The following is a 24,399-nucleotide window of genomic DNA, read 5'->3' on the forward strand; positions in this document are numbered from 1 at the left end:
CGCTCGTCAAGATTTTGCTGGACGAGTGTCAAGGGAATCGGTGCGTGACCGTCCAGGCCGCGCTAACGTGGGGACGGAGCCCGCGCGGGGCGGGGTCAGGTGGAGAGGTTGACGGGAATGCAGCTGTGACGCAGACCGTGCGCAAGGACAGCAAGGACAGCAAGGACAGCAAGGACAGCAAGGACAGCAAGGACAGCAAGGACGCGGACCGGATCTCCCGGCGGCAGGTCGACAAGTTCGCCGAGCGGCGGGCCCAGCTGGCCGCGTCCGCGCTGCGGACCCTGTCCGAGCTGGGCTACGCCCGCACGAGCCTGCGCGAGATCGCGCAGAACTCCGAGTTCTCCCACGGCGTGCTGCACTACTACTTCCGCGACAAGGTCGAGCTGATCACCTACTGCGTGCGGCAGTACAAGGCGGAGTGCGTCACCCGCTACGACGGGATCGTCGCCACCGCCGACTCGGCTCAGGCGCTCAAGGAGGGCTTCGCCGAGGCGATGGCCGGGACGCTGCGTGACGACGCGGCGATGCACCGGCTCTGGTACGACCTGCGCAACCAGAGCCTGTTCGAGGAGTCGTTCCGTGACGACGTCCTCGACATCGACCAGAGCCTGGAACGCATGATCTGGCGCATCGTCAGCCAGTACGCGGACCTGGCCGGTTCACCCGTAGCCGTGTCATCTCCGGTCGCTTACGCGCTTTTTGACGGATTGTTCCAGCAGGCGCTGCTGAGGCATCTGAGCGGTGGAGAGAGTGCCGCCGCCGACCTGACGGCGAGCGTGGCGCAGCTTCTGGATCAGCTGGTCACCCCTGTCTGACCAGGCGTTGGGCGGGTGGGAGACGCTCGGAGCCCAGCGGCCGTCGGGACCCGCAGCCCGCCTCCCGGTCCGGCGTGGAAAGGGGTCCCCCTGCGGCTCCTCTCGGGGCCGCAGGGGGACATCCGGTCAGGAAGTGAAGGGCGTGGAGCCGTCCTCCGCGGCGATGCGCCACAGGTGGTCGGCGGTGCCGGTGTCGTCCCACTGCAGGGCCTGGGCCCCGGACGACGTGGACATGTTCTGGATGCCGAGGACCATGCCGCTGTTCTTGTTGACGATCTTGGCGTAGCCGCCGCCGGCGTCGACGATCGACCACAGATGGTCGGCGGTCAGCGTGTCACCCCACTGGAGCGCGGTGGCGCCGGCGGTCTTGGAGGCGTCCTTGATGCCGAGGACCTGTCCGCTGTTGGTGTTGAAGATCTTGTAGTAGCCGTTCTCGGCGGGGACGACCTTCCACCAGTGGTTGTCGCCGCTCGCGGCGGTCTGCTGCTGGACGGCGCCTCCGGCGGCGATGGAGGAGCCGGCGATGCCGAGTTCCAGGTTGCTGTTCTTGTTGGTGATCTTGACCCGGGGTGTCTCGGGGTACCAGGACTCCAGCTCGGTGACGCCGACGAACTTGCCCGTCTGCGGGGTGAAGACCACCCGGAACTGGGACGTGGTGATCGTCGGGAAGGTCACCTCGTTGGGGTTGTTCGCGACCGGTGTCGCCGGGCTCCTCGTCTGACTGGGCACGTTCACCCAGGCTCCGTCCTTGAGGTACTGCACGGTGTAGCTCGCCGGGACGCGGATGTTCGCGCCGTCGTCGTAGGTGTAGAACTTCACCTCGTTGATCTTGCGTGGCGCCCCGAAGTCGACGCCGAGGTGGTCGGTGGCGTTGGGTGAACCGGAGTTGGTCCAGCGGTTGTCGGGGATCTTGTCGTAGCGGATCCAGCCGTCGGTGGCCCGCAGCGGGGCGTCGAAGGTGGTGGGCTTGCAGGTCTGGCCGCTGTGGCAGTGCGGGCCGTTGGAGACGGTGTTGGTGTAGGAGGCGAAGGCCTTCGGGTACGGCTGGGTGTTCGTGCGGCCCAGCCAGTCCTGCTCGGCGGTCAGCGGGTTGGCGGCCACGTTCATCAGGCGGGCGGGCTGCGCCGGGGTGACGGGCGCGGCCACGTTCACGGTCGTGCCGGTGCCGATCGTCGAGGACTGGTGGATACGAACGCCGTCCTGGAAGATCTGCAGGCCGCTGCCCTTGCCGTAGTGCGAGCCGTCCCGGTCCCAGCGGATCGAGTAGGTGTGCCCGTGGTACGGCAGGCTCTCCACCGCGAACCAGTCCCACCCGGACGGCACCAGCGGCTTCAGCACCAGCGTGTTGTTCGCCTGCGGCTTGATGCCCAGGAGGCCGCTGAGCACCAGGTCGTTGAAGCTGGAGTGGTTGTAGTGCTCGCTGAAGTTGAAGCCGTCGTAGATCCACTCGCCGGTGTCGCCGTTGGCCGCCTCGGCGACGTACGGCTTGCCGTCCTTGTGCTGGAGGTCGGCGAACTGGGCCAGCATCGTCTGGTAGTCGGCCTTGGTGACGAAGCTCTGCGCGGGGTAGTCCTGCAGCAGGTTCGCCAGGCCGGTGAGGATCTGGCTTGTCTGGTACGGCCAGCTCGGGCCGTTCCAGTGGCAGCAGTTGGCGTCGTCGCGCTTCTGCTCGGCGGGTATCGCCTCGTAGTTGAAGTACGGGTTGGCGGTGATCCGGTCCAGCTCGGCGAAGCCTGTTCCCTTGGTGAACTTCAGCGTGTTGGCGCCGGCCTTCATGGGGACCTGCACGGTGACGGACTTCGACTCCGAGAACTGGCCCCAGCTGCCGCCCGCGGCGTAGCTCACGGTGACGGGGTTGGCCGTGTCCCCGTTCACGACGACCTTGTGCGTCGACGTACCGGAGGTGGCGTTGGCGTAGTGGACCGTCACCGGGTAGGTGCCGGCCCCGGGCGCGTCCACGGTGAAGGTGACCGCGCTGTCGTCGAAGTCGATCTGCCCGACGTACTTGCCGTTCGACGCCGTCGAGGAGTCATGGGTGTTCGCGTGGACGACGACGGCCTGCTCGGCCTCGAAATCGTGCACCCGCTCCAGGGTCGTCGGCCCGAACGGCGCCTTGAACCGCTTGGCGTCGGTCAGGTACTTCCACGCCGACGAGTACTGCGCGTCAGGGAGGTTGAACGCCCAGGGGGCGTAGCCCATCGCCTCGCGCCAGGTCGTACGGGTCTGCTTCAGCGTGCCGTTGGTGCTGTCCGTGTTGTAGACCTGCATGAAGAAGTTCCGCTGCGGGTCCCACAGCGAGTTCTGTACGGCGGCCTTCAGCTGCGCGGCCTTGCCGTCGTACTCGTTCGCGGTCGCCGTGTCGCCGTTCATCGTGGCGATCTTGCTGATGGCCTGGGCGGCGGCGAACATGTACGCGTTGATCGTGGGCCGGTAACCGCGGCCGCCGCTGAACCAGTTGCTGCTGTGCATCGACGTCTCGGTGTACTCCGTGGCGTCGGAGAGCGGGGTCTGGTGGAACAGGTCGCTGGAGGACTGCGTGCCGTTGACCGTGACGTCGGTGTCGAAGTTGGAGTCCCAGCGCTTGTAGAGGGCGATCAGGTGGGGGAGCGCGGACTTGATCTGCGCCGCGTCACCGGTCACGAGATAGCGCTGGTACGCGGCGCTCGTGATCCACTCACTGAAGTTGCGCGCACCCGAGTTGCCCGCGCCGCGCAGCCAGAAGTCCAGGTAGTCGCCCGCGTAGTCGCGGTTGTGCAGCCAGCGCCCGTCCAGCAGGTGGTAGCCGGTCGCGTCCGGCAGCGCGGTGTACGGGTTCCCGGCGTAGCCGATCGGCACGTCGTACTCGGTCGACACGTACCCCGTGCCCGGGACGGTGTAGCGCAGCGCCCGCTTGAACGTGCTCCACCGGTAGTAGTAGACCTCGTCGATGTCGTTGTCGGGGGTGTCCAGGAACGGGATGTTGTCCTTGTACCACTGGCGCTCGTCGAGCTGGTTGGCGGCGAGGATCGCGTCCTTGTCCAGTGCCACGGCATTGGGGTCGTCGGCGGCCAGCGCCGGGCTCGCTCCCGGGCCGGCCGACAGCAGGCCGACGGACAACACCGAGGCGCACAGGACGGCCAGTGTGCGGCGCCTGGGTCTGAGGGGGTGACGCATAGAGGTGTCCTCCATTGGGCACTCATGCGATGGTTCGAATGTTCGATATGACGAACATTGTTCGAAATGCTGCGAGACGGTAGCTACGCGCCGAAACCGAAGTCAAGAGTCTGGACGGAGCTGATCCAAAACGCTGCAGGAGACCGGCGACCGTGCCCCTGCGATCGATCGACAGATGGAACGCACAGCTGCCGACGGGCGTCGTACGGAGGCGGGCAGGTTGGCTGGCCACAGGCGCTCCCGCGAGTGACGTCAGGGTCGTTTCGCGGCACGTCGCGAAACGGTCCCCGCCGGATCGACGTCGTGCTCAGCCACTGGCTAGTTTGCGCCCTTAACGACATCCACGCGTCTGCTCAGACTGCCACTCAGGACGGGGTGGGGAGGGCTCGGGTGGCGGCACGGAATCGACGCCGATCGGTCGCACAGAAGCGCCGCCAGGAGCGAGTCAAGGTGGGCTTGATCGGCGGTGTGGGCTGCCTCGTCCTGCTCGTCGTGTTCTGGCAGGTGATCTGGCCGTACCTCGTCGGTGGCCTCGTCCTCGTCGGGGGTGCCGGCGGCGGATGGTGGTTGTGGCGTACGAACCGGTTGGTCAAGGGACGTGATCACCAATGGCGGCGGGAGGACGCCCTCAAGGCCGGCCGACGATCCCTCGCCGAGGTGGACACGATGTCGGGAAACGAGTTCGAGGACTTCGTCGTGGAGCTGTGCCGACGTGATGGATGCACCGAAGTTCGCCGGGTGGGCGGCTCGCACGACGATGGCGCGGATGTGTTGGGGTGTCTGCCGGACGGCCGCAGCATGGTGATTCAGTGCAAGCGTTACTCACCGAAGAGCAGGATCCCAAGCCATCAGGTCCGCGACCTTCTCGGTGCGCGGGTCCACTTCAAGGTCGATGTCGCGATCTTCGTCACGACCACGTACTTCACCGGGCCGTCTGAACGGACCGCAGTACAGAACGGCGTTATCGCGGTCCACCGCGACCACCTCGGTTTATGGAACAACGGCGTCCCACTCCTGTCGCTCAGCGAGCTGAACGGGAAGGGGCAGGGCGATCGTAGGCACCGCGCTCGCTGGAAGGAGACGTACGAGTAGGCCGCATTCCATGGCATCGTCGAGTGAGGGTGTGCCCCGAACTGGGTCACCGGACTCCGCGAGGAGTCGCGTCGCGAGGTCGTCGGCCCACTCCACGGCCCAGGTGCGCAGGGCGGTGATGGTGGCGTCGTCGAGGCCGTAGGCGGTGAAGGGCATCGTCGTCGGTCCACATGGCGCCGGTGAGGTTCGCCTGGAGATCCTCACGCTCGAAGCGGCCGTTGGGCGTGGCGTCGGCCGAACTTCTCGAGTTCGGCGATCGTCCAGCGGTGGGAAGCAGCGAGCACGTCGATCATGGAGCCAATGTCACTGTCTGTTGTCCACCGCGGATGCGGCAACGCACACCGGCGGGATGCTGGTTGTCGGCCCCGGAAGTTGTTCGGGGGGTGTGTGACGCGACGGATGTTTACGTAGACCGACGTGCTCAGGTGTACAGACCGCTGTAGGGGTGTGACGACTATGGTCTCAGCGGGGTAGCCCCAGCTCACCCGCGCGCAGCCCGGCCTGGAAGCGGGAGTTGGCCTCTAGCTTGACCATCAGCTCGGCCACGCGCCGCCGGTAGGTGCGTAGCGAAAGGCCGAGCTGTTTGGCGGCTGATTCGTCGGTGAGTCCCGAACCGAGGGCTTTGAGGATCACGCGGCCGTCGGCATCGAGGTGGGGGATGTTCTTCCGCAGATACGTGGCGGGACCGACGGCGGTGTCCCAGATCGCTTGGAACAGCGAGTGGACGCCGTCGACCAGGATCTGCGACGTCGTCACGGTGTACTCGCGGCCGGTAGGGGTCTCTGCGCCGGCGAGGATCATCACCCGCCGGTCGATGATGATGGTCTCGTGCGGCAGTCGCGAGCCGCTGATCCGGACGAGAGCTCCTTTGTTCTGCACCAGCCGCAGATGCGCGCGGGCCTCCTCGTCGGCGAGCGCGACCGGGCTGAGCAGCTTGCGAGGGGTGAAGTCCGGGGAGTGCGCAGCGCGCATCCGGTTGCGGATCGCGGCCCTGGCCTGTGGCTGCGAGAAGGTCTTGAGGTCTCGGGCGGCGCACAGGAACTCGGCCCGCGCGGACTCGAAGAGATGGCCGGCGCGCTCGATCAGCTCTGAGTCCCCTCGGACGGAGAACACCTGCTCGTTCCGCATACCTCAAGTCTGGCAGCAAGCTGCCACAAGCTCGCAGGGACTCGTGGCCGTGGACACCATGAGCCTTATGACGATCAAGACCTTCTCCCTCGGCGGGGACCTGACCATCAACCGGCTCGGCTTCGGCGCGATGCGCCTGGCAGCAAACGCCTTTGACGGTCCGCCACGAGATCCTGAGAACGGCATCGCGGTGCTCAGGCGCTCCGTGGAACTGGGCGTGAACCACATCGACACGGCCGACTTCTACCGCAGGGGTACGGTGCGGGCCAACGAACTTATCCGTAGGGCGCTGTCCCCGTACCGTGACGATCTGGTGATCGCGACGAAGGTCGGGCCACTGCCCACGCCGGACGGTGTGCCCAGTGGGCAGGCGACGCCTGATCAGCTGCGCGGCTTGGTCGAGGCGGACCTGCGCTCTCTTGGGCTGGACCGGCTAGACCTGGTCTATCTGCGGGTGGGCGGGATGACCAGGCCAGGCGGCGAGGCGATCACCGAACGCTTCGCGGTTCTGGCCGAGCTCCGCGCGGAGGGGCTGATCCGGCACCTGGGCGTCAGCAACGTCGACGCCTTCCAGCTCGCCGAGGCCCGGGAGGTCGCGCCTGTCGCGGCGGTGCAGAACCGTCACACTGGTGACATGGGGCTGCTGGCGGAATGCGAGGAAGCGGGTATCGCTTACGTGCCGTACTTTCCGCTCGGCGGTGGTGTCGGTCCGCTGGACACCGAACGGCTGGACAAGGTGGCAGTTCGCCTGGGCGCGACCGCCACGCAGGTGCACATCGCCTCGCTGCTGGCGACCTCGCCCTCGCTGCTGGCGATTCCGGGCACCGGTTCACTCGACCACCTGGAAGAGAACCTCGCCGCGAACGATCTCAGTCTCAGCGACCAGGACCTGTCTGACCTGCGAGGTTGACTGGGCGGCTCCGTGAATCGGCTTGCCTGCCATGCTTTATGTGGAATCGAGCGGGTCTAGTCCGCAGGCATGGCCCCGATCCCTTGGGGCAAGTTCCCCACTGTCGAAGAGCATCAACTGGCCCGCGCGGACACCGTCGCTGCCTGGATCAGGGACATGCTGGACCGGTCAACTCGTCGGCCGTCAAGGGCTTCGCCTCGGACTGAGACGGGTCTGGCGAACGCAACCATCCAACAGCGCCTGGTCGCGGTCCGATCCTTCTACGAGTACCTGGTGGAGGACGGCCTGCGCGAACAGAACCCCGTCCGCCGTGGGTAGGCAGGCCGTGCCGGCCGCAGACCCCGCCAGGGTCTCGTACGGCATATCGAGCAAGCTCCCTGGATTCCCAACGAGGATGTCTGGCAGCGGATCCTGGCCGCCTGCGAAGCGGAATCGCTGCACAATCGGCTGATGGTCACGCTCGCCTACGACGATGGTCTGCGCCGCGAAGAGCTCGTCCAGCTCGATGTCGAGGACTTCGAGCCCGCCCACCGGCTGATCCATCTGCGGGCAGAGACCACCAAGTCCCAAAGGGCCCGGGAGGTAGCCTTCGGTACCATCTCGTCGCAGCTGTTCGTGGCCCACCTCCGCGAACGTCGCACGCTCTTCGGTCACATCGACGGGCCGCTGTTCCGGCGACGTCCAACCGCAACTGCCGCGCCCCGCTGGGCACTTCCAGCTGGTCCAAGACCGTCGAAGCCATTGCCCGCAGCGCCGGGGCCGCCCGGCTGTCCACGCACACCTTCCGGCATCTGCGGCTGACCGACCTGGCTCGCGCCGACTGGACCATCGACCAGATCGCTCAGTACGCCAGGCCACTGCGATCCGGCGACCACCATGCGCTACATCCACCTGTCCGGCCGTGAACTGGCCGCCCGCTTCCACCGCGCGACCACCGCCATTCACGCCGACCGCGAACAACTGCTCACCTCACTGCTGGAGGAGCAATGCACCCGACCGACCCCGGCCAAACCTCCGCTGGAGGGATGACACGCGAGGTCCTGTTCGACCTGATGTGCCCGGTCGACGAGGCAGTACGGGCATGGCCCCGCAAAACAGGCCGCGCCGCGCGCAACCGAGTCCTCGACGCGGCCCACCGGAGGAAGGCTGTCGCCTCCGCTTGACCGGCCTATGCGTCACCCCGGTACACCGGAAGGTCACTGAACGCCAGCAGCGCCTGAACCTGCCCGACCACATGTCTCCGCTCTTCACTGAGCTGATCGACAATGACACTGCAGCCAGCCCAGCTGCTCCCACACACTGAAACCATGTCCCGGACGGCGGCTGCCTGGTTGCCGGTCTCGATCCAGTCATCAACCAGCAGCACCCTGTCATCCGGGCCCAACGCAGACCGCTGAAGTCGAAGGGAGTGCCGTTGTTGCCGATAATCCGGCCCCGACAGGCGCTCTACCTTCTCGCCGGGAAACAGCCCTTCGCTCTTACGAACCGGGACGAAGCCAACCCCAAGCTCCACCGCACCGGCGGCACCGAGCAGGAACCCCCGCGACTCGACACCGCAGACCGCAGTGATCCCGGCATCCCGGAACGGCTCAACGAGCGCCTTCACGACCGCATTCAGGGCCTCAGCGTCTCGGAAGATCGCCCACACATCGGCATGGCCGCCAATCCATGCGAAGTGCTCCAGAGCAAGGTCACGCGCGGATTTGGTCACGGACCGGAGTCTTCCCAGGGACCGGTCAGAGATCAACCGAGTATCAGCGACCGCCTGCGCTGCAGACCAAACCCAGCCATCCCCACGACAGAAAGGTCACGCTCCTGTCTCGTTTCTCAATAACTTGCCCGTTGCCACCGCCCGCCCGATATCCACGACCGATACCGAGCTGCACCGGTTGAAGAAGGCAGCCGAGGGCTACAAGACCGAGGACCGGCTGCGGGTGCGCGCACTTGGCGGAGCTACTTCGCTGAGCAGGGCATGCCCGGCACGAGTGTGGGAGCGAAGAGGATCGCCGCCCATGACTCTCCCCACGCGCTCCCCAGCACCGTCCATAATCCCCAGATTCGACAGAGGCTTTGTCAGGGCCTGTTGGGGGACTGCCACCGACCGGAGGAGGGCCCTTGCCCCGACAGTCGACGGCCTTCCAGAGCTGTCTCGACCAGCACAAGATTCCTCGGCTCACCTCCTGGCGAACCCTTGGCAGCTGATCGGTCCCCAGCGACGCTCTAATCCTGGCTTCAGGTTGATCGGGGACAATGAGCGGAAAAAGCATCGACTGGAAGGGGGGCGGGCCGGCGTGCGGATCATGATCGCGGATGATGAAGCGGCCATCCGTGAGTCGCTGGAGCGGGTGCTCCAGGTCGAGGGTTACGACACCAGCACCGTCGCCAACGGTCTCGCCGTGCTCGACGGGGTCGGTGGGGCCGACGGTGACACGCTGGATCTGCTGATCCTCGACGTGATGATGCCCCGCCTCGGCGGGTTGGAGACCTGCCGGCGGCTGCGGGCCGCGGGTCGGGATCTGCCGGTGCTGATGCTGACCGCCCGTGACCAGGTCTCCGACCGGGTCACGGGGCTGGACGCGGGCGCCGACGACTACCTGCCCAAGCCGTTCGCCACCGAGGAGTTGCTGGCCCGGGTGCGGGCCCTGCTGCGCCGGCGCACGCCGACCGACGAGGAGTCGCAGATCCTGTCGTTCGCCGACGTCCGGCTCGATCCCGACAGGTTCGAGGCGTGGCGGGGCGGGCGGCCGCTGCGCCTGACCCGGACCGAGTTCTCCCTCCTGCAGGTCCTCATGCGCAACGCGACCCGGGTCTTGACCCGCGACGCGCTGTTCGAGGCGATCTGGGGCTTCGACATGAGCGCCACCGCCAACAACCTCCAGGTATACGTGAGTTACCTGCGCCGCAAGATGGAGGCCGACGGTGAGCCGCGATTGATCTACACGCTGCGCGGCCTGGGATACACGTTGCGGGAGACTCCTCCGTGAGCGGGCCCGCCGGCCGGGAACCACGCCGGCTGACCCGTTGGTGGCGCCGGCGGTCCCTGCGGACCAGGCTGACGGTGATCGCGGCGACGGCCATCGCGGTCAGCGTGTTCGTGGCCTTCCAGGTGGCCAGCGAGCTACTGGACTGGGAGCTGCGGGACACCGCCGAGAATCAGCTACGCGCCGACTCCCGCGTCCTGGCGACGAACGCGCAGCGCGCCGGTCTGGCGCAGGTCCAGTTACCGCCGTATCCCGGATCCGGTCGGCTGATGCGGGTCATCCTGCCCGACGGCACGACCCGGACGCCGGCCGGCCAACCCGCGCTGCCCCCCGTCAGCGAGCACGCCGGGCGCGTGGCGCAGGGCCTGTCGGCCGACCTGATGGAGTCGAAGGACAGCGACGACGAGGGCTACCTCATCTACACGCTGCGGGCGGGCGACGGCGCGGTCCAGGTGGCCCGCGTCGCCGACGACAGCCCGATCAACCGGTTCGGGTTGGGCATGCTGGTGATCGGGCTGCTCTGCGTGGCCGGCGGCGCCCTGGTGGGGCGGACCGTGGCGCGGACCGGGCTGGCGCCGATCGACCGGCTGACCGCCGCCGCGGTACGTGTCGCGCACACCCGGGATCTCGACGCCGACATCCCGGACGAGGGCGGTGGGGAGATCCGGCGCCTGATCCAGTCGATCAACGACATGCTCGCCGCGCTCCGGGACTCCCGGCGGGCCCAGCGGCTGCTCGCCGAGGACGCCGCCCACGAGCTCAAGACCCCGCTCACCAGCCTGCGCCTCAACGTCGAGCTGCTGATCCGGCTCGATCGGCGCGGCACCCTGGACAGCGCACTGCCGGCGGAGAGCCGGACCCGGCTGCTCAACGATCTCGGCGCCCAGGTGGCCGAGTTGAGCACCCTTGCCGCCGAGCTGACCGACCTGGCACGCGGTGACGTCAGCGACGAGAACACCGAGCTGCTCGACCTCGCCGACGTGGTGGGGGCCGCCGCGACCCGGGCGCGTTCCCGCGTGCCCGACATCGAGGTCGCGCTCGACGTGACCTCCGTGTGGGTGAGCGGGCGTCCCGCCGCGCTCCAGCGGGCGGTGCTCAACCTCATCGACAACGCCGGCAAGTGGTCCCCCGCGGACCAGCCGGTCCAGGTCCGGCTCCGTGCCGAGAGCGCGTCGGCGGTGCTCGAGGTCGACGACGCCGGGCCGGGCATCGACGCCGCCGACGTACCGCGGGTGTTCGACCGGTTCTACCGTGCCGACAGCGCCCGGGCGTTGCCGGGATCCGGTCTGGGGCTGTCGATCGTGCAGCGGGTCGTCGACGCCCACGGCGGCCGGGCCACCGTCGCCCGCTCCGCACGCGGTGGCGCGCTGCTTCGGGTCGACCTTCCGGCCGCGGCCCCGCCCGCCCCGATCGCGCGGCTCACCGCCGGGGAGGACACCGCGATGCGCTGACCCGCCCCGGCGGCGCGGCGCAGGACAAGAAACGGCGGGGGCCCTCGGGCAGGGCCCCGCACGGCTCACCGTCGGGGCAGGACACCGCGATGCGCCGACCCCGGCCCCGGCGGCGCGGGGCAGGAGCAAAGGGCGGCGACCGTCGGGCCCATGAAAAGACCCGGGACGGGCCTGGGTCCCCGTCCCGGATCTCGTCCGTGCCGCCGCGCTCACCGTTGCAGCGCAGGCTCCTCCTCGTCGGCGAGCGGCTGTTGACCGTCCGGCAGCTCCGCCGCCGGCCGGGACAGCCGGCTCGGCCACCACATCCGCCGGCCGATCAGCAGGGTGAGGGCGGGCACCAGGACCGACCGCACCAGCAGAGCGTCGAGCAGCACGCCGAAGGCGACCAGGAATCCGACCTCGATCAGCATCACCAGCGGAAGTGTGGCGAGGACCGCGAACGTGGCCGCCAGGACCAGGCCGGCCGAGGTGATGACGCCACCGGTGGCGGAGAGGGCTTTGAGCATGCCCTCTCTGGTGCCGAGGCGCACGGTCTCCTCCCGGGCCCGGCTGGCCAGGAAGATGTTGTAGTCGACGCCGAGCGCCACCAGGAACAGGAATGCCAGCAGCGGCACCGAATAGTCGACGCCCTTGAACCCGAGGATCGTGTCGAAGACGAACACGCTGCCGCCGAAGGCCGCGGCGAATGAGACGATCACGGTGGCCATCAGAACCAGCGGGGCCAGGATCGCGCGCAGCAGCAGCCCGAGGACGATCAGGACGACGGCGAGCACCAGCGGGATCACCAGCTTCTCGTCGCGCCTGGTGGTCACCTCGGTGTCGAGGTTCTCCGCACTCGGCCCGCCGACGATCGCCTCCGCCCCGCTCACCGCGTGCACGGCGGTGCGCACCCGCTTGATCGTGTCGTACTCCGCGACGGTGTCCGGCGCGTCCTTCGGGAACACGGAGATGTTGGCCCAGCCACCGCTGGTCTGCTCCGGGACGGCCAGGGCCACACCGCGAGTGTCCTTGACGATGTCGAGCACCCGCCCCTGGTGCGCCGGTCGCGTGAAGATCGTCATCGGCTGGCCGCCGAGTTCCGGGAAGTGCTGGCGGAGAACGGTGAAGCCGGTGACCGACTCCGGCGCGGACACGAACTGGTCCTGCTCCCGCAGGGCGCCGGTGTTGCCCGCCAGCCCGAGGGCGAGCACGCCGAGGACTCCGAGCGAGCCGAGCGCCGCCACCCACCGGCGGCGGCTGATGGCGGCGCCGAGCCGTCCCCACAACCCCGGCTTCTCCTCCATGGCCGTGCTGAACCGCGGGATGGCCGGCCAGAAGATCCGCCTGCCGAGCACCACGAGCACCGCCGGGAACAGCGTCAGCATGGCCACCAGCGCGCACAGGATGCCGGCCGCACCGATCGGGCCCAACCCACTGGTGCTGTTCAGGTCGGCGACGAGCAGGCAGAGCAGGCCGGCGACCACGGTGGCCGCGGACGCGACGATGGCCGGCGCCGCGCCGCGCAGCGCGTGCACCATCGCGACCCGGACGTTCTCATGGTGGTGCAGCGCCTCCCGATATCGAGCGATGAGCAACAGCGCGTAGTCCGTGCCGACGCCGAACACCAGGATCGTCAGCAGCGCCGAGTTCTGGTCGTTGACCACGATGCCGAAGCCCTTGACGAGCAGGTAGACGGTCCCCATCGAGGTCAGTGCGGCCGCGCCCACGACCACCAGCGGGATGATCCACAACACCGGGCTGCGGTAGGTGAGGATGAGCAGGAGCGTGACGACGACGATGGTGGTGAGGAGGACCTGCACGTCGATGCCGTCGAAGACGGCATCCATGTCGCCGTCGATCGCGCCCGGGCCGGTCACGTCGAGTTCCAGGCCGGAGGGGCGGTCCTTCGCGGCGTCACGCAACGGGCCGACGATGTCCTCCGGTGCGCCGTAGGCCGTGCTCACCTCGAGGGTGAACATCATCGCCTTGCGGTCGGTGGAGGGGCTCGTCGGTGAGCCCTCGTCGTCCTCGCCGGCCGCCGCCGTCGCCTTCGGCGGGTACCGCTTGGCAAGGGTGTCGTAGTGGCGCTCGACCGTCGCGCGGTCGGCGTCGGTCATGCCGCCGGCGCGGTGGTACACGAAGACGAACGTGTTGTCGTCACCGCCGGGGAGACTGTCCTCCAGCACCGCCACCTTGGTGGACTCGGCGCTGGCCGGCAGGGTGTCCGCGGCGCTGTCGGTGGTGACCGAACTCAACTTTCCGCTCAGCGGCACCATGCCCGCCGCCAGCACCAGCCATAAGCCGATCACCAACCACGGCACCCACCGGCCTGCCAACCGACCGGCCGGCGCTTCCCCGGACGGCGCTGCGTCGACTGCCATCAATAGCCTCCTACATACGAGTTACATCGCTTGTCCGATGGCCTACTTCCTAACGAGCGAAGCTGAGACGACTGTTAGAGCCTGTGAAGTAACCGGCGTCCGTTGTAGATGGTGATGTTGATCATCGATGCCTTGTGGGTGGGTGCGTCGCGGTGAATCGTCCGCGCCGCTATCCGTCGGACACCTCGGATACCGTTGCAGAGAGGATCGATCATGCCCTCGGACCGCGACATGTTGTGGCGTCGCTGCGCGTACCTGGGTCGCGTCCTGCTACCGCTGCTGGACCAGGAGCTGTGGCGTCGGGACAGCCGCCGGGAGAGGCTGCGGTCCTGGGGCATCGACACGGCGGTGGGGGAACGACTCGGTGAGGTCATCGCGGCCTTGGCCGCCCACGCTGTCGCGGTGGACGCTGCCTTGTCCGCAGCAGAGTTGGAGACCCTGCCTCTCAGCGCCGTGGCTGACGCGGCGACCGGCAAGCAGGATTTCGAACTACTCGCCGGGCTCCCAGACACCTTCGCCGACGACCGCGACGAAATTGCGGTCAAAGTCGTCCGCCTGTACGCCTACAAGGGCGGCCAGACCAGTCTCCAGTTGGTTCGGCTGAGCACGGAAGTGCGCCGTACGCTGAACGTCCTTGCAGCCCGCGAGCCAGTGCGCTCTCCCACGTGCGGAGACATCTTCCGCAAGGCGGACGAGGCCAACCTGGCGCAGTAAGCACGGCGATCCCGACTCCGGGCCGTTGGCGCCGGCAACACAGCCTGACGGACGATCTACCGCTCAGACTGGAGGGCAACCTGATTGCTCAGAGCCAGTCTCGCCGCTTGAAGATGACGTACAAACTGGTACATACGATCCCCATCAGGCCGATGGCGAAGGGGTATCCGAAGCTCCAGTCCAACTCGGGCATGTGCGTGAAGTTCATGCCGTAGATCGTCCCGACCAGCGTCGGGGCGAACAGGATCGCCGCCCACGACGAGATCTTCTTGATCTCCTCGTTCTGTTCGAACCCCGCCTCCGCCAGGGCGCGCATCTCCGCGTTCTGTTGCTGGGTGACGAGGGTGGCGTTGACCGTGAGGATCTCGGTGAGGGCCTGGCGGAAGCCGTCGACGCGTTCGCTGGTGTGGGTGACGTGGTCGGCGACGTCGCGGAGGTAGCGCTGGAGTTCCTCGTCCGTCTCGTACTTGGTGAAGCCGGCCATCAGGCCGTGCAGCATGCCGACCAGCGGGCGCGTGGCCCGCTGGAACTCGACCATCTCGCGCGAGAGTTCGTAGATGCGGCGGGAGACCTCCGGGTCGCCGCGGAAGACCTCCGTCTCGATCTCGTCGACATCGTTCTGCACACCGGCCACGACGGGCGCGTACCCGTCGACCACCGCGTCGAGAATGGCGTAGAGGACCGCCTCGGGGCCCAGCTTCAGCAGTTCCGGGGTCTCCTCCATCCGGCGGCGCACGGCGGAGAGATCGGGCGCCGCCTCGTGCCGGACCGTGATGACGAAGTCCGGCCCCACGAAGACGTGCAGCTCGCCGAAGTCGACCTCCTCCTGCGCGTCGAGGTAGCGCGCGGCGCGCAGTACGACGAAGAGCGTGTCGCCGTAACGCTCCAGCTTGGGGCGTTGATGCGCCTCCATCGCGTCCTCGACCGCCAGCGGATGCAGGTCGAACTCGGCTGCCAGGGAGAGCAGTTCAGCCTCGGTCGGGCGGGCCAGTCCGATCCACGCCATGCCGGCCGGAGCCTGGCGGAGTTCACGGAATGTGTCCGCGAGCGTGGCCGGGGAGGAGACGCGTACACCGTCCTGGTACACGGCCGCCTCCACCACACTGGCCGCCCGCTCGGCCGTCGTCGGTGGCTTCGCCGCCGGGCTCGGGGGCGTCGGCCCCGCGGGGGGCGTGGGCGAAGGCGGCAGCGCCCGGCGCCACACGGACTTTCGGCCGCCCTTGGAGGTTGAGCCGGTGCCGGTGCCGGTGCCGGTGCCGGTGCCGGTGCCGGTGTTCTTCGCGGCCGGGCGGGCGCGTCGATCGGCCATCGCGGATGCCTCCCGAGGACGAGATGCGCGGACTCGTAGGACTTGTGATCACCAAGCAGCATACGGGGCCGACGGTATCGGCAGGATATACGGGGCAAACGCGACGGGAATCGGTGAGGGGTGGGGCGCGTCGCCAGGGAGGCCATGGCGACACCAGGGGATGGGATGAAGGGACGGGATGACAGGGACGGGATGAGAAGGACGGGATGAGAGGGGACTGGCCCCGTCCTCTAGGACAGACCCTGTCCGCGATGCCCGCTAGCGTGCACCGTATGACGAACAAGGCCTCCCAGCCCGCCGCCCCCCTGCTCGGCACCAGCGCTCTCAACCGCGCGACCCTGGCCCGTCAACTCCTCCTGAACCGGGTGGAGATGACCGCCCACGACGCCGTCGAGCACCTCCTCGGCCTCCAGGCGCAGAACGTCCAGCCGCCCTACTACGCGCTCGCGGCCCGGCTGGACGGGTTCGCGCCCGAGTGGCTGTCGGCGCTGATGGCCGATCGGCGGGTCGTCCGCATCGTCAGCATGCGGTCCACGATCCACACGCACACCGCCGAGGACTGCCTCACCCTGCGGCCGTTGGTGCAGCCGGCCCGGGAGCGGGAGCTGAACCTGTTCCGCAAGGGGCTGGTCGGCGTCGATCTCGACCGGCTGGAGGCCATCTCCCGCGAACTCGTCGAGGTCGAGCCCCGCACGCTGAAGCAGTTGCGTGAGGCCTTGGCCGTGGAGTGGCCCGACGCCGACCCGTTCGCCCTCGGTCTCGCCGCGCGCTGTCGGCTGCCGCTGGTCCAGGTCACCCCGCGCGGCCTGTGGGGGAGGAGCGGCCAGGTCGCCCTGACCACCGCCGAGCACTGGCTCGGCCGGCCGGCCGAGGAGGCCCCGCCGGCCGAGGCCGTGGTCCGGCGCTATCTCGCCGCCTTCGGGCCCGCTTCCGTGAAGGACATGCAGGCCTGGGCCGGACTGACGCGGCTGCGCGAGGCGTTCGAGCGGCTGCGCCCGGAGCTGGTCACCTTCCGGGACGAGCGCGGCACCGAACTCTTCGACCTCCCCGACGCGCCCCGCCCGGACCCGGAGACCCCGGCACCGCCCCGGCTGCTCCCCGAGTTCGACAATCTGCTGCTCTCGCACGCCGACCGTTCCCGGGTGGTCCCGCCCGACCTCAAGGGCCGTTCCTGGCAGGGGAACCAGGCCTACCGCACCTTCCTCGTCGACGGGTTCCTGGCCGGCATCTGGAAGCTCGACGCCGACGTCGTCACCCTCGAACCCTTCGGGTCCCTCACCGCTCGGCAGCGGACGGAGCTGGTGGAGGAGGCGGGCCGCCTGCTCGGCACCCTGCACGGCGGCCGCTCGTACGACATCCGCTTCGGCACGGTGGCGGCCACCGGCCAGTGACCGTAGAGACCATCGGCGCCGCGCCGCCGCCGCACAGTGGAGAGGGGGCGCCCCGAACCGCTCGTGGCAGGTTCGCGGCGCCCCCTGGTATCACCTGAGGATGTGCCTCAGGAGTCCGTGGGCCGGCTTCTCCCCGTCAGGTCAGGAGTTGACCTGCGCGGCGACCGCGCTGGAGAAGGTCGTCAGCCGGGTGTAGATACCGGGGTACTGCGCGTCGGCGCAGCCGTAACCCCAGGAGGTGATGCCTGCCAGGACGCCCCCGATGACCAGGGGACCGCCGCTGTCGCCCTGGCAGGTGTCCACGCCGCCGGACGCGTTCCCGGCGCACACCATGTCGCTCGCGATGAACTCGGAGCCGTAGGAGCTGGAGCTGCCGCAGACCGAGTTGGCGACGATCGGCACGGTCGCGGTGCGCAGCTGGTTGGAGGAGGAGCCGCCCGAGGACGTCGTGCCCCAGCCGAGGATGCGGGCGGTGGTGCCGGCCGCGTAGACGCCGGTCTGCGACGACGTGACGTAGGGCAGCGCGGTGTACGGCATCGACGTCGACAGCGTCAGCACGGCCACGTCGGAGCCGGTCTCGGCGGACGAGTAGTTCGGGTGGATCCAGATACGGCTGACCTGGCTGACCGTACCGTTGGTGCCGTTGCGGTAGGTGCGGCCGCCGACCACGCGGGTGCTGGAGGTCGTTCTGCCCTCGACACAGTGGGCCGCGGTGATCACCTTCGTCGGGGAGACCAGGGTGCCACCACAGAACTGGCTCTGCGAGGCGTTGGTGATCTGCATGACGTACGGGTACGCGCTCGCGGTGGTGGTGGTGCCACCCACGATGGGCTGGGGAGCGGCGACGGCGCCGGGGGCGGCCAGAAGAGCGGCCGCGGAGGCGGCGGCGGTCGCGGCGGCGGCGACGAGCGTCTTCTTGGCACGGTTGAACCCGAACATGGTTCTCCTCATGGGGGATTGCCGGTGGGGGACGCGCGGGTGGGGGGAGTGCACAGAGCCTGCGGTGCCGCCCCCGCTCGGGGGAGCCGAGCGGGGGCGGCGGGCCGGTCTGTGTGCCCTGGCGTGCGGCACGTCACAAAAACTAAGAGCGGGAGTGATCTCCTCCCAAGGGGGGATCCCCCTAAGGGAGTTGGGGAGGGAAAACCCTCGATGACCCGGGCCGGGGTTTGAGCCTAGGCTGGAGCCGCAAGGTCGCTGCCCGCACGGATGCCACGGATGCCTCCGACCGCGACAGACGAGGAGCGGACGGGAACGCGACGACAGGGCCCAGCCCCCGTTTGGGGGCTCGTCAGCCGGTCCCGGGGAGGTCAGTTCGTACGGTGTCCCGCCGCCAGACGCACGATGTCCACACGCGACCGGATACCCAGCTTCCGGTAGACGCGCGTGAGCGTCGCCTCGACCGTCTTCACGCTGATGTACAGCCGACCGGCGATCTCCCGGTTGGTCGCGCCCTCCATGACCAGCTCCGCGACCTGGCGTTCCGTCGCCGCGAGCACGGCGAGGGCGTCCAGCGCCGACGGGGCGATCGCGGGCTGCGGCGGGGGCGCCGGCGCGACGGACAGCTCCTCCACCTGGCGCAGCCACGGCAGGGCACGGCACCGGCGGAACAGCCGGGACGCCTCGTCGTACGCGCCCGGCGCGGGCGTCCCCCCGGGCCGGGCGGGACCGAGGCCCTGCGGGACGGCGCGCAGCCCCGCCAGGGCGTACGCGGCCCGCGCCTCCTCCAGGCCGTAGCCCAACTTGGCGAGCCGGTCCTGAGCCGACGTCAACTGCCGTACGGCGGCGTCCTGTTCACCCCGTGCCGCCCGCACCAGGGCCTCGGCGCGGTCGAGGACGGCGAGCACGCTCTCCCGGCCGAGCCGCAACGCCTGCTGCCGGGTGACGTCGATGACGTCCTGCGCCTCCGCCAACTCGCCCACCCGCACCAGGGCTTCGGCGAGGTCGCCGTGCCACCGGCCGCGCGCCGGGTCGTTGATCCCGAGCCCGTCCTCCAACTCCCGCACGCGCCGCAGGGACTGGACCGTTCCCGGCGCGTCCCCGGCCACCAACTGGGCGTGCCCGAGGGCGCCCAGGGCGCGGGAGAGGTACATCAGGTCGCCGTCCTGCTCCGCGCGGTCGGCGGCCTCGCGGGCGAGCGCCCGGGCCCGCTCCACGTCGCCGCCCGCGGCCTCCGCGAGCGAGGTGAGCATGGCGGACGCGCCCTCGCCGATGCCGGAGTCCCGGGCCAGGACATAACCCTCGCGAGCGAGGTCGAGGGCCCGGCCGCAGTGTCCGGAGCGCAGCTCGGTCTCGGCGAGGAAGCGCACGTAGTGCACCTCGCTCTCGACCATGCCGCGCCGGCGGACCTCCCGCAGCAGCGAGGTGATCGTGGCGCGGGCCTCGCCGAGCTGGTCGCTCATCATCAGCCAGCGGAAGCGGGTCGCGCCCGCACCGTTGTGGTGGCAGGCGAGCTGCGGGTCCTGCGGCTCCTTCAGCGCGCGCTTGATCGTCATCGGGGCGTCGGGGTGGCCCATCAGGATCTCGGCCTGCGCCTGGAAGGCGAGCGCGAGGAGTTCGGTGCGCCGGTCCTCGGCGCGGCCGGCCAGTTCCGCCGCGCGCGCGGCCTCCTCCCGGCTCTGTGCGAAGTCGCCCTCCAGGACCAGCGCCCGCCAGGCCAGCTGGTAGCGGACCAGCCCGAGCAGCCGCGGGTCGTCGCCCGCGTCGGCGAGGACCTGCGGGTAGACGGCGTCGACCTCGGCGAGCGACTGCCCGGCCGCGTCGATCACCACCATCCAGGCGCGGACCCGCTCGGCGGGCTCGGTGGCCCGGCTCAGCACCTCACGGGCGATGTCCCGGCCGAGGTCGTTCTCCCCGGCCGTCAGCGCGTCCTCGGCGGCCTGCAACCGGCGCTCGTCCGGACCCGGTGTCGCGTCCGCCGGGGTGTGCCGGGCCGAGAGCAGCCCCAGCTCGGCGGCGACCGACGGCGCGCCCCGGTCCCGGGCCACGGCGGCGGCCTCGCCGAGCCGTGCGGCGACCTGTGGATCGGTGCCCTGGGTGGCCAGCGCCAGGTGCCGGGCCCGCTCGATGGGGTCGACGGCGGCGGTGGACAGCGCGGCGTGGGCGGCCCGTCGCTCCTGCGCGGTGGCCTCGGCGTACAGCGCGGCCGAGACCAGGGGATGCGCGAACCGCACACCGGGCCCCTCCCGCTCCGGCGCGAGCAGGCCCAGCTCGACGGCCCGCGCGGTCTCCGCCTCGGCGTTCTCCCGCCCGGCGGCGCGCAGCAGCGCCACCGTGGGCCGGGCACCGGCGCTGGCGACCAGCAGGGTGTGGCGGGCCTCGGCGGAGAGCATGTCCAGCCGGTTCAGGACCAGGGTCCGCAGCGAGGTCGGCACGGGCAGCGGCTCGCCCGGACGCGGCGGGGTCGAACTGTCGGCGAGGGCGCGGCCCAGCTCCAGCGCGAACAGCGGGTTGCCGCCGCTGGTGCGGTGGATGTCCCGCACGGTCGAGCGCGGCAGACCGGTGTAGCCGCGGTTCTCCAGCAGCTCGGCGACGTGCGTACGGGACAGCGGGGCGACCCGGAGGGCGAGGGTGTCGGGCGGGGACGCGCGTAGATACCTGTCCTGCTCGTGACCGTGCGGGTCCGTCGAAGTACGGACGGCGCACAGCATGCGCACCGGCATCTCGCCGAGCCGCCGCGCGGCGAACCCGAGCAGCTCCACACTGGCCGGATCCAGCCACTGCAGGTCGTCGGCGACGATCAGCACCGGGCCCTTGGCGGCCAGCGCCCGCAGCGTCGACAGCACGGCCAGCCGCAGGGCCAGCCCGTCACGCTGGAGCGTGGACTCGCCACGGCCGGTGAGCGCGGACTCCAGCGCGGTGCGCTGCGGCGCCGGCAGCTGGTCGGACACCTCGTCCATGACCAGCCCGAGCAGGTCGGTCAGGGCGAGGAACGGCAGATGGGACTCGGACTCGGTGGCCGAGCAGCGCAGCACCGTCCGTGCAGATTCGTCGTATTCGGCGGCCAGGGCGCGCAGGACGGTCGATTTTCCGATGCCCGCGGAGCCGTGCACCAGCACGCTGCCGCCGCGCGAAAGCTGTTCGCGCGCGCCGGCGAACAGCTCCTCCCTGCCTATGACCAGGTCGGGGCGGGGTCTCCCAGGCTCCTTGAACTCCCGTCGCACGGGCCACCGCTCCCCTCGAGTGTCGTGTCCGGGCCAATATTAGGCGTCCGGTCTTTGAATTTCGGAACGCGGCCCGGTGTGGGAAATAACAGGAAGGGTACGGCATAGGGAAATTCACATGCCGGTTACATGAATGCCCCCGAGGGCCCCGCGCCCCGGAGGGCGCGCCCCCTAAGGGGCGCGGGGAACTGCGCGAGCAACCACAACGGACCCGCGGCCCGAACAGGACAGGCACCCTACGGCGCGACCCGGCCGAACGCGGCCGAACCCAGCGGAGCGCTACGGCAGCAACCCCGCCCGCCGAGCCGCCACCACCGCTTCCCACCGGCCGTGCGCGTCGAGCTTCCGCATGGCCGACCGCAGATACGCCTTCACCGTCTCGGGCCGCAGCCCCAGCCGCTCCGCGGCGACCGCGTTGGTCGCACCCGTCGCGACACAGGCCAGCACATCCGTCTCACGAGGAGTGAGCGCGATCCGGGGCGCACCCTCCGTCCCGGTGTTCTCCCCGCCCGCCACGCCGGCGAGGCGCCCGCACACCCGCAGCAGCTCCGCCCGCAGCTCCGGATCGTCGACGCGGGGGGCGAGCGCGCGCAGCGCCCCGTGCGCTTCCCGGACCTCCTCCCACGCCCCGGCCGAGTCCCCCGCGGGCGGCGCGGTCGCGGCCAGCAGGCCGCGCGCCTCGTCGCGCACCACCAGGGACTGCTCCAGATCCCGCGCCGCGTCCAGCGCGGCGGAGACCGTGCGGTCGCCCAGCGGCTGGGCCGTGCGCAGGGCGCCGTACAGCACCCCGCGCACCTGACGCCGTACGACGACGGGGACCGCGAGGACGGAGCGGATGCCCTCGGCGGCGACCGCGGCGTCGTACTCGTGGCTGATCCGGCGCGACGCGGAGTAGTCGGTCACCCTGCAGGGGCGGGCGAGGGCCACCGCCTTGCCGCCGAGGCCGTTCCCGGAGTGCACGGCGAGACCCTGGAGCGAGGTGGTCCGGTTGCCCTGCAGTTCGCTGATGCGCAGTTGCCCGGGCCCGGGCTCGACCAGCCCCGCGAAGGCCAGCGGCAGCCCGGTGGCCTGCCGCAGCCGATGCAGCGCGGCGCGCAGGTCCGCCCGGCCCGACAGGGCCGTCCCGACGGAATCCGAGGGATCCAGTGCCACGAACTCGCCCCTTCCGCGCGGCGCACCCCCGTTCGGGGGTGGCGAGACGTGTATCACGCATTACACGATGCCAGGCAACGGTCCGGCAATGAGGAGGACACATGTCGGCGAGGACGAGCGCCACGGAGGAGTTCCGGGCGGCCCGGGACTTCCTGCTGGCCCACCGCGAGGACTACGCCACGGCCTACAAGGGTTTCGACTGGCCCCGTCCCGAGTACTTCAACTGGGCGCTCGACTGGTTCGACGTGATCGCACGTGGGAACGACCGCACGGCCCTGCACATCGTGGAGGAGGACGGCAGCGAGACCCGGCTGTCCTTCGCCGAGATGTCCGAACGCTCCTCGCGCGTCGCCAACTGGCTGCGGGACCGGGGTGTCCGCGCCGACGACCGCATCCTCGTGATGCTCGGCAACCAGGCCGAGTTGTGGGAGACCGCGCTCGCCGCGATGAAGCTGCGCGCCGTCGTCATCCCCGCGACCCCGCTGCTCGGCCCCGCCGATCTGCGGGACCGGGTGGAGCGCGGCCGGGTCCGGCATGTGATCGTACGGGCCGAGGAGACGTCCAAGTTCGAGGAGGTGCCCGGCCGTTACACCCGCACCACGGTCGGCGGCACGGTCGACGGCTGGCGTCCCTACGAGCAGGCCTACGCCGCCCCCGCCCGCTTCGAGCCGAACGGCGCGACCAACGCCTCCGACCCGCTGATGCTGTACTTCACCTCCGGCACCACCGCCCGGCCCAAACTGGTCGAGCACACCCATGTGTCGTATCCCATCGGCCACTTGGCCACGATGTACTGGATCGGTCTGCGCCCCGGCGACGTCCACCTCAACATCTCCTCGCCCGGCTGGGCCAAGCACGCCTGGTCCAACCTCTTCGCGCCGTGGAACGCGGAGGCGACCGTCTTCCTCCACAACTACACCCGCTTCGACGCGAGTCGGCTGCTCGCGGAGATGGACCGCGCGCGCGTCACCACCTTCTGCGCCCCGCCCACCGTGTGGCGGATGCTCGTCCAGGCCGACCTGACCCGGCTCGGGACCCCGCCACGCGAGGTCGTCGCCGCCGGGGAGCCCCTGAACCCCGAGGTCATCGAGCAGGTCCGCCGCGCCTGGGGCGTCACCGTCCGGGACGGCTTCGGCCAGACCGAGACCGCCGTGCAGGTCGCCAACAGCCCCGGCCAGGAGCTGAAGACCGGCTCCATGGGCCGGCCCGGCCCCGGCTACAAGGTCGTCCTCCTCGACCCCGTCACGGGCGCCCCCGACGCCGACGAGGGCGAGATCGCCCTCGACCTCTCCAACCGCCCCGTCGGCCTCATGACCGGCTACCACGGAGACCCCGACCGTACGGCGGAGGCCATGGCCGGCGGCTACTACCGCACCGGCGACATCGGCTCCCGGGACCCGGACGGCTACCTCACCTACGTGGGCCGCGCGGACGACGTGTTCAAGGCCAGCGACTACAAGATCAGCCCGTTCGAGCTGGAGAGCGCCCTGCTGGAGCACGACGCGGTCGCCGAGGCGGCCGTGGTGCCCGCGCCGGACGAGGTACGGCTCGCCGTACCGAAGGCGTACATCGTGCTCGCGGCCGGCTGGGAGCCGGGCCCGGACACCGCGAAGGTGCTCTTCGAGCACTCCCGGACCGTCCTCGCCCCCTACAAGCGCCTGCGCCGCCTGGAGTTCGGTGACCTCCCGAAGACGGTCTCCGGCAAGATCCGCCGCATCGAGCTGCGCGAGGCCACGGCCGCGGGCTCCGACGCGGAGTACCGCGAGGAGGACTTCCGGTGACG

General features: G+C 69.9%; 19 protein-coding genes and 1 pseudogene. 10 read left to right on the forward strand and 10 right to left on the reverse strand.

Going from position 1 to position 24,399, the window contains the following annotated elements:
* Window positions 1-125 precede the first annotated feature (125 nt).
* Window positions 126-815, forward strand: coding sequence for a TetR/AcrR family transcriptional regulator (locus tag PUR53_RS36780; protein WP_329911217.1), 690 nt, complete (start codon window positions 126-128; stop codon window positions 813-815).
* Between the two features lie 126 nt (window positions 816-941).
* Here the strand turns inward: PUR53_RS36780 and PUR53_RS36785 are convergent, their stop codons facing one another.
* Window positions 942-3,968: an MGH1-like glycoside hydrolase domain-containing protein gene (locus PUR53_RS36785; RefSeq protein ID WP_329911218.1), complete on the reverse strand. Its 3,027-nt coding sequence runs from the start codon at window positions 3,966-3,968 to the stop codon at window positions 942-944.
* Between the two features lie 303 nt (window positions 3,969-4,271).
* Here PUR53_RS36785 and PUR53_RS36790 point away from each other — a divergent pair, with 303 nt between their 5' ends.
* Entirely contained in the window at window positions 4,272-5,060 is a 789-nt protein-coding gene (locus PUR53_RS36790; protein WP_329911219.1) for a restriction endonuclease, read from the forward strand.
* Between the two features lie 42 nt (window positions 5,061-5,102).
* On the opposite strand, the pseudogene PUR53_RS36795 reads toward PUR53_RS36790, so the two are convergent.
* Both PUR53_RS36795 and PUR53_RS36800 read right to left on the reverse strand, forming a co-directional pair.
* Window positions 5,103-5,353 (reverse strand): annotated as a pseudogene (locus PUR53_RS36795) (hypothetical protein); the annotation flags it as partial.
* Window positions 5,354-5,522: 169 nt separating this feature from the next.
* Window positions 5,523-6,188, reverse strand: a complete 666-nt coding sequence (locus tag PUR53_RS36800) for a DNA-binding response regulator (protein WP_329911220.1) — start codon at window positions 6,186-6,188, stop codon at window positions 5,523-5,525.
* 67 nt (window positions 6,189-6,255) lie between these two features.
* Here PUR53_RS36800 and PUR53_RS36805 point away from each other — a divergent pair, with 67 nt between their 5' ends.
* Window positions 6,256-7,098: an oxidoreductase gene (locus PUR53_RS36805; protein WP_329911222.1), complete on the forward strand. Its 843-nt coding sequence runs from the start codon at window positions 6,256-6,258 to the stop codon at window positions 7,096-7,098.
* Window positions 7,099-7,281: 183 nt separating this feature from the next.
* Here the strand turns inward: PUR53_RS36805 and PUR53_RS36810 are convergent, their stop codons facing one another.
* On the reverse strand, window positions 7,282-7,641 hold the full coding sequence (locus tag PUR53_RS36810) for a hypothetical protein (protein ID WP_329911223.1): 360 nt from the start codon (window positions 7,639-7,641) through the stop codon (window positions 7,282-7,284).
* Between PUR53_RS36810 and PUR53_RS48410 the strand changes: the two genes are divergently transcribed.
* Together PUR53_RS48410 and PUR53_RS36815 are read left to right on the forward strand one after the other, a co-directional pair.
* Window positions 7,549-7,899 carry a hypothetical protein gene (locus PUR53_RS48410; RefSeq protein ID WP_443080407.1) on the forward strand — a complete coding sequence of 117 codons (351 nt, stop codon included), beginning with the start codon at window positions 7,549-7,551 and terminating at the stop codon, window positions 7,897-7,899. The genes PUR53_RS36810 and PUR53_RS48410 overlap by 93 nt on opposite strands.
* A gap of 75 nt (window positions 7,900-7,974) precedes the next feature.
* On the forward strand, window positions 7,975-8,127 hold the full coding sequence (locus tag PUR53_RS36815; RefSeq protein WP_329911224.1) for a hypothetical protein: 153 nt from the start codon (window positions 7,975-7,977) through the stop codon (window positions 8,125-8,127).
* A 139-nt stretch (window positions 8,128-8,266) separates the two neighbouring features.
* On the opposite strand, the gene PUR53_RS36820 is transcribed toward PUR53_RS36815, so the two are convergent.
* A complete protein-coding gene (locus tag PUR53_RS36820; RefSeq protein ID WP_329911225.1) occupies window positions 8,267-8,809 on the reverse strand; it encodes a phosphoribosyltransferase in 543 nt (180 codons plus the stop codon).
* Between the two features lie 580 nt (window positions 8,810-9,389).
* On the opposite strand from PUR53_RS36820, the gene PUR53_RS36825 reads away from it, so the two are divergent.
* Both PUR53_RS36825 and PUR53_RS36830 read left to right on the forward strand, forming a co-directional pair.
* A complete protein-coding gene (locus tag PUR53_RS36825; RefSeq protein WP_329896143.1) occupies window positions 9,390-10,082 on the forward strand; it encodes a response regulator transcription factor in 693 nt (230 codons plus the stop codon).
* Window positions 10,079-11,530 (forward strand): HAMP domain-containing sensor histidine kinase, encoded by a 1,452-nt coding sequence (locus tag PUR53_RS36830; RefSeq protein WP_329896142.1) that lies wholly within the window; start codon window positions 10,079-10,081, stop codon window positions 11,528-11,530. The genes PUR53_RS36825 and PUR53_RS36830 overlap by 4 nt, the downstream gene beginning before the upstream one ends.
* A gap of 209 nt (window positions 11,531-11,739) precedes the next feature.
* Here the strand turns inward: PUR53_RS36830 and PUR53_RS36835 are convergent, their stop codons facing one another.
* The gene (locus PUR53_RS36835; RefSeq protein WP_329911227.1) at window positions 11,740-13,890 is read right to left on the reverse strand and encodes an MMPL family transporter; all 2,151 of its coding nucleotides are present in this window, start codon (window positions 13,888-13,890) and stop codon (window positions 11,740-11,742) included.
* 213 nt (window positions 13,891-14,103) lie between these two features.
* On the opposite strand from PUR53_RS36835, the gene PUR53_RS36840 reads away from it, so the two are divergent.
* Window positions 14,104-14,604 (forward strand): hypothetical protein, encoded by a 501-nt coding sequence (locus PUR53_RS36840; protein WP_329896140.1) that lies wholly within the window; start codon window positions 14,104-14,106, stop codon window positions 14,602-14,604.
* Between the two features lie 88 nt (window positions 14,605-14,692).
* Here PUR53_RS36840 and PUR53_RS36845 read toward each other — a convergent pair whose 3' ends face one another.
* Window positions 14,693-15,913 (reverse strand): magnesium and cobalt transport protein CorA, encoded by a 1,221-nt coding sequence (locus PUR53_RS36845; RefSeq protein ID WP_329911228.1) that lies wholly within the window; start codon window positions 15,911-15,913, stop codon window positions 14,693-14,695.
* A 272-nt stretch (window positions 15,914-16,185) separates the two neighbouring features.
* Here PUR53_RS36845 and PUR53_RS36850 point away from each other — a divergent pair, with 272 nt between their 5' ends.
* Entirely contained in the window at window positions 16,186-17,304 is a 1,119-nt protein-coding gene (locus PUR53_RS36850; RefSeq protein ID WP_329896138.1) for a winged helix DNA-binding domain-containing protein, read from the forward strand.
* A 141-nt stretch (window positions 17,305-17,445) separates the two neighbouring features.
* On the opposite strand, the gene PUR53_RS36855 is transcribed toward PUR53_RS36850, so the two are convergent.
* From PUR53_RS36855 to PUR53_RS36865, 3 genes are all read right to left on the reverse strand, one after another.
* The gene (locus tag PUR53_RS36855) at window positions 17,446-18,243 is read right to left on the reverse strand and encodes a S1 family serine peptidase (RefSeq protein WP_329896137.1); all 798 of its coding nucleotides are present in this window, start codon (window positions 18,241-18,243) and stop codon (window positions 17,446-17,448) included.
* Between the two features lie 368 nt (window positions 18,244-18,611).
* Complete coding sequence (locus PUR53_RS36860) at window positions 18,612-21,464, reverse strand: helix-turn-helix transcriptional regulator (protein WP_329896136.1); 2,853 nt, start codon at window positions 21,462-21,464, stop codon at window positions 18,612-18,614.
* Window positions 21,465-21,743: 279 nt separating this feature from the next.
* Window positions 21,744-22,616, reverse strand: a complete 873-nt coding sequence (locus PUR53_RS36865; protein ID WP_329911230.1) for a helix-turn-helix transcriptional regulator — start codon at window positions 22,614-22,616, stop codon at window positions 21,744-21,746.
* Between the two features lie 101 nt (window positions 22,617-22,717).
* On the opposite strand from PUR53_RS36865, the gene PUR53_RS36870 reads away from it, so the two are divergent.
* The gene (locus PUR53_RS36870; RefSeq protein WP_329896134.1) at window positions 22,718-24,397 is read left to right on the forward strand and encodes an AMP-binding protein; all 1,680 of its coding nucleotides are present in this window, start codon (window positions 22,718-22,720) and stop codon (window positions 24,395-24,397) included.
* Window positions 24,398-24,399: the final 2 nt, after the last annotated feature.

Origin of the sequence: Streptomyces sp. SP18BB07, assembly GCF_036322545.1 — a bacterium.
Taxonomy (GTDB): Bacteria; Actinomycetota; Actinomycetes; order Streptomycetales; family Streptomycetaceae; genus Streptomyces; species Streptomyces deccanensis.

Bases quoted from the DNA above. Each gene is read 5' to 3' on its own strand.
- PUR53_RS36815 (WP_329911224.1), top strand. From the start codon at position 7,975: ATGCGCTACATCCACCTGTCCGGCCGTGAACTGGCCGCCCGCTTCCAC.
- PUR53_RS36785 (WP_329911218.1), bottom strand. From the start codon at position 3,968: ATGCGTCACCCCCTCAGACCCAGGCGCCGCACACTGGCCGTCCTGTGC.
- PUR53_RS36850 (WP_329896138.1), top strand. From the start codon at position 16,186: ATGACGAACAAGGCCTCCCAGCCCGCCGCCCCCCTGCTCGGCACCAGC.
- PUR53_RS36835 (WP_329911227.1), bottom strand. From the start codon at position 13,890: ATGGCAGTCGACGCAGCGCCGTCCGGGGAAGCGCCGGCCGGTCGGTTG.
- PUR53_RS36840 (WP_329896140.1), top strand. From the start codon at position 14,104: ATGCCCTCGGACCGCGACATGTTGTGGCGTCGCTGCGCGTACCTGGGT.
- PUR53_RS36870 (WP_329896134.1), top strand. From the start codon at position 22,718: ATGTCGGCGAGGACGAGCGCCACGGAGGAGTTCCGGGCGGCCCGGGAC.
- PUR53_RS36800 (WP_329911220.1), bottom strand. From the start codon at position 6,188: ATGCGGAACGAGCAGGTGTTCTCCGTCCGAGGGGACTCAGAGCTGATC.
- PUR53_RS36810 (WP_329911223.1), bottom strand. From the start codon at position 7,641: ATGGATCAGCCGGTGGGCGGGCTCGAAGTCCTCGACATCGAGCTGGAC.
- PUR53_RS36845 (WP_329911228.1), bottom strand. From the start codon at position 15,913: ATGGCCGATCGACGCGCCCGCCCGGCCGCGAAGAACACCGGCACCGGC.
- PUR53_RS36855 (WP_329896137.1), bottom strand. From the start codon at position 18,243: ATGTTCGGGTTCAACCGTGCCAAGAAGACGCTCGTCGCCGCCGCCGCG.
- PUR53_RS36805 (WP_329911222.1), top strand. From the start codon at position 6,256: ATGACGATCAAGACCTTCTCCCTCGGCGGGGACCTGACCATCAACCGG.
- PUR53_RS48410 (WP_443080407.1), top strand. From the start codon at position 7,549: ATGGTCACGCTCGCCTACGACGATGGTCTGCGCCGCGAAGAGCTCGTC.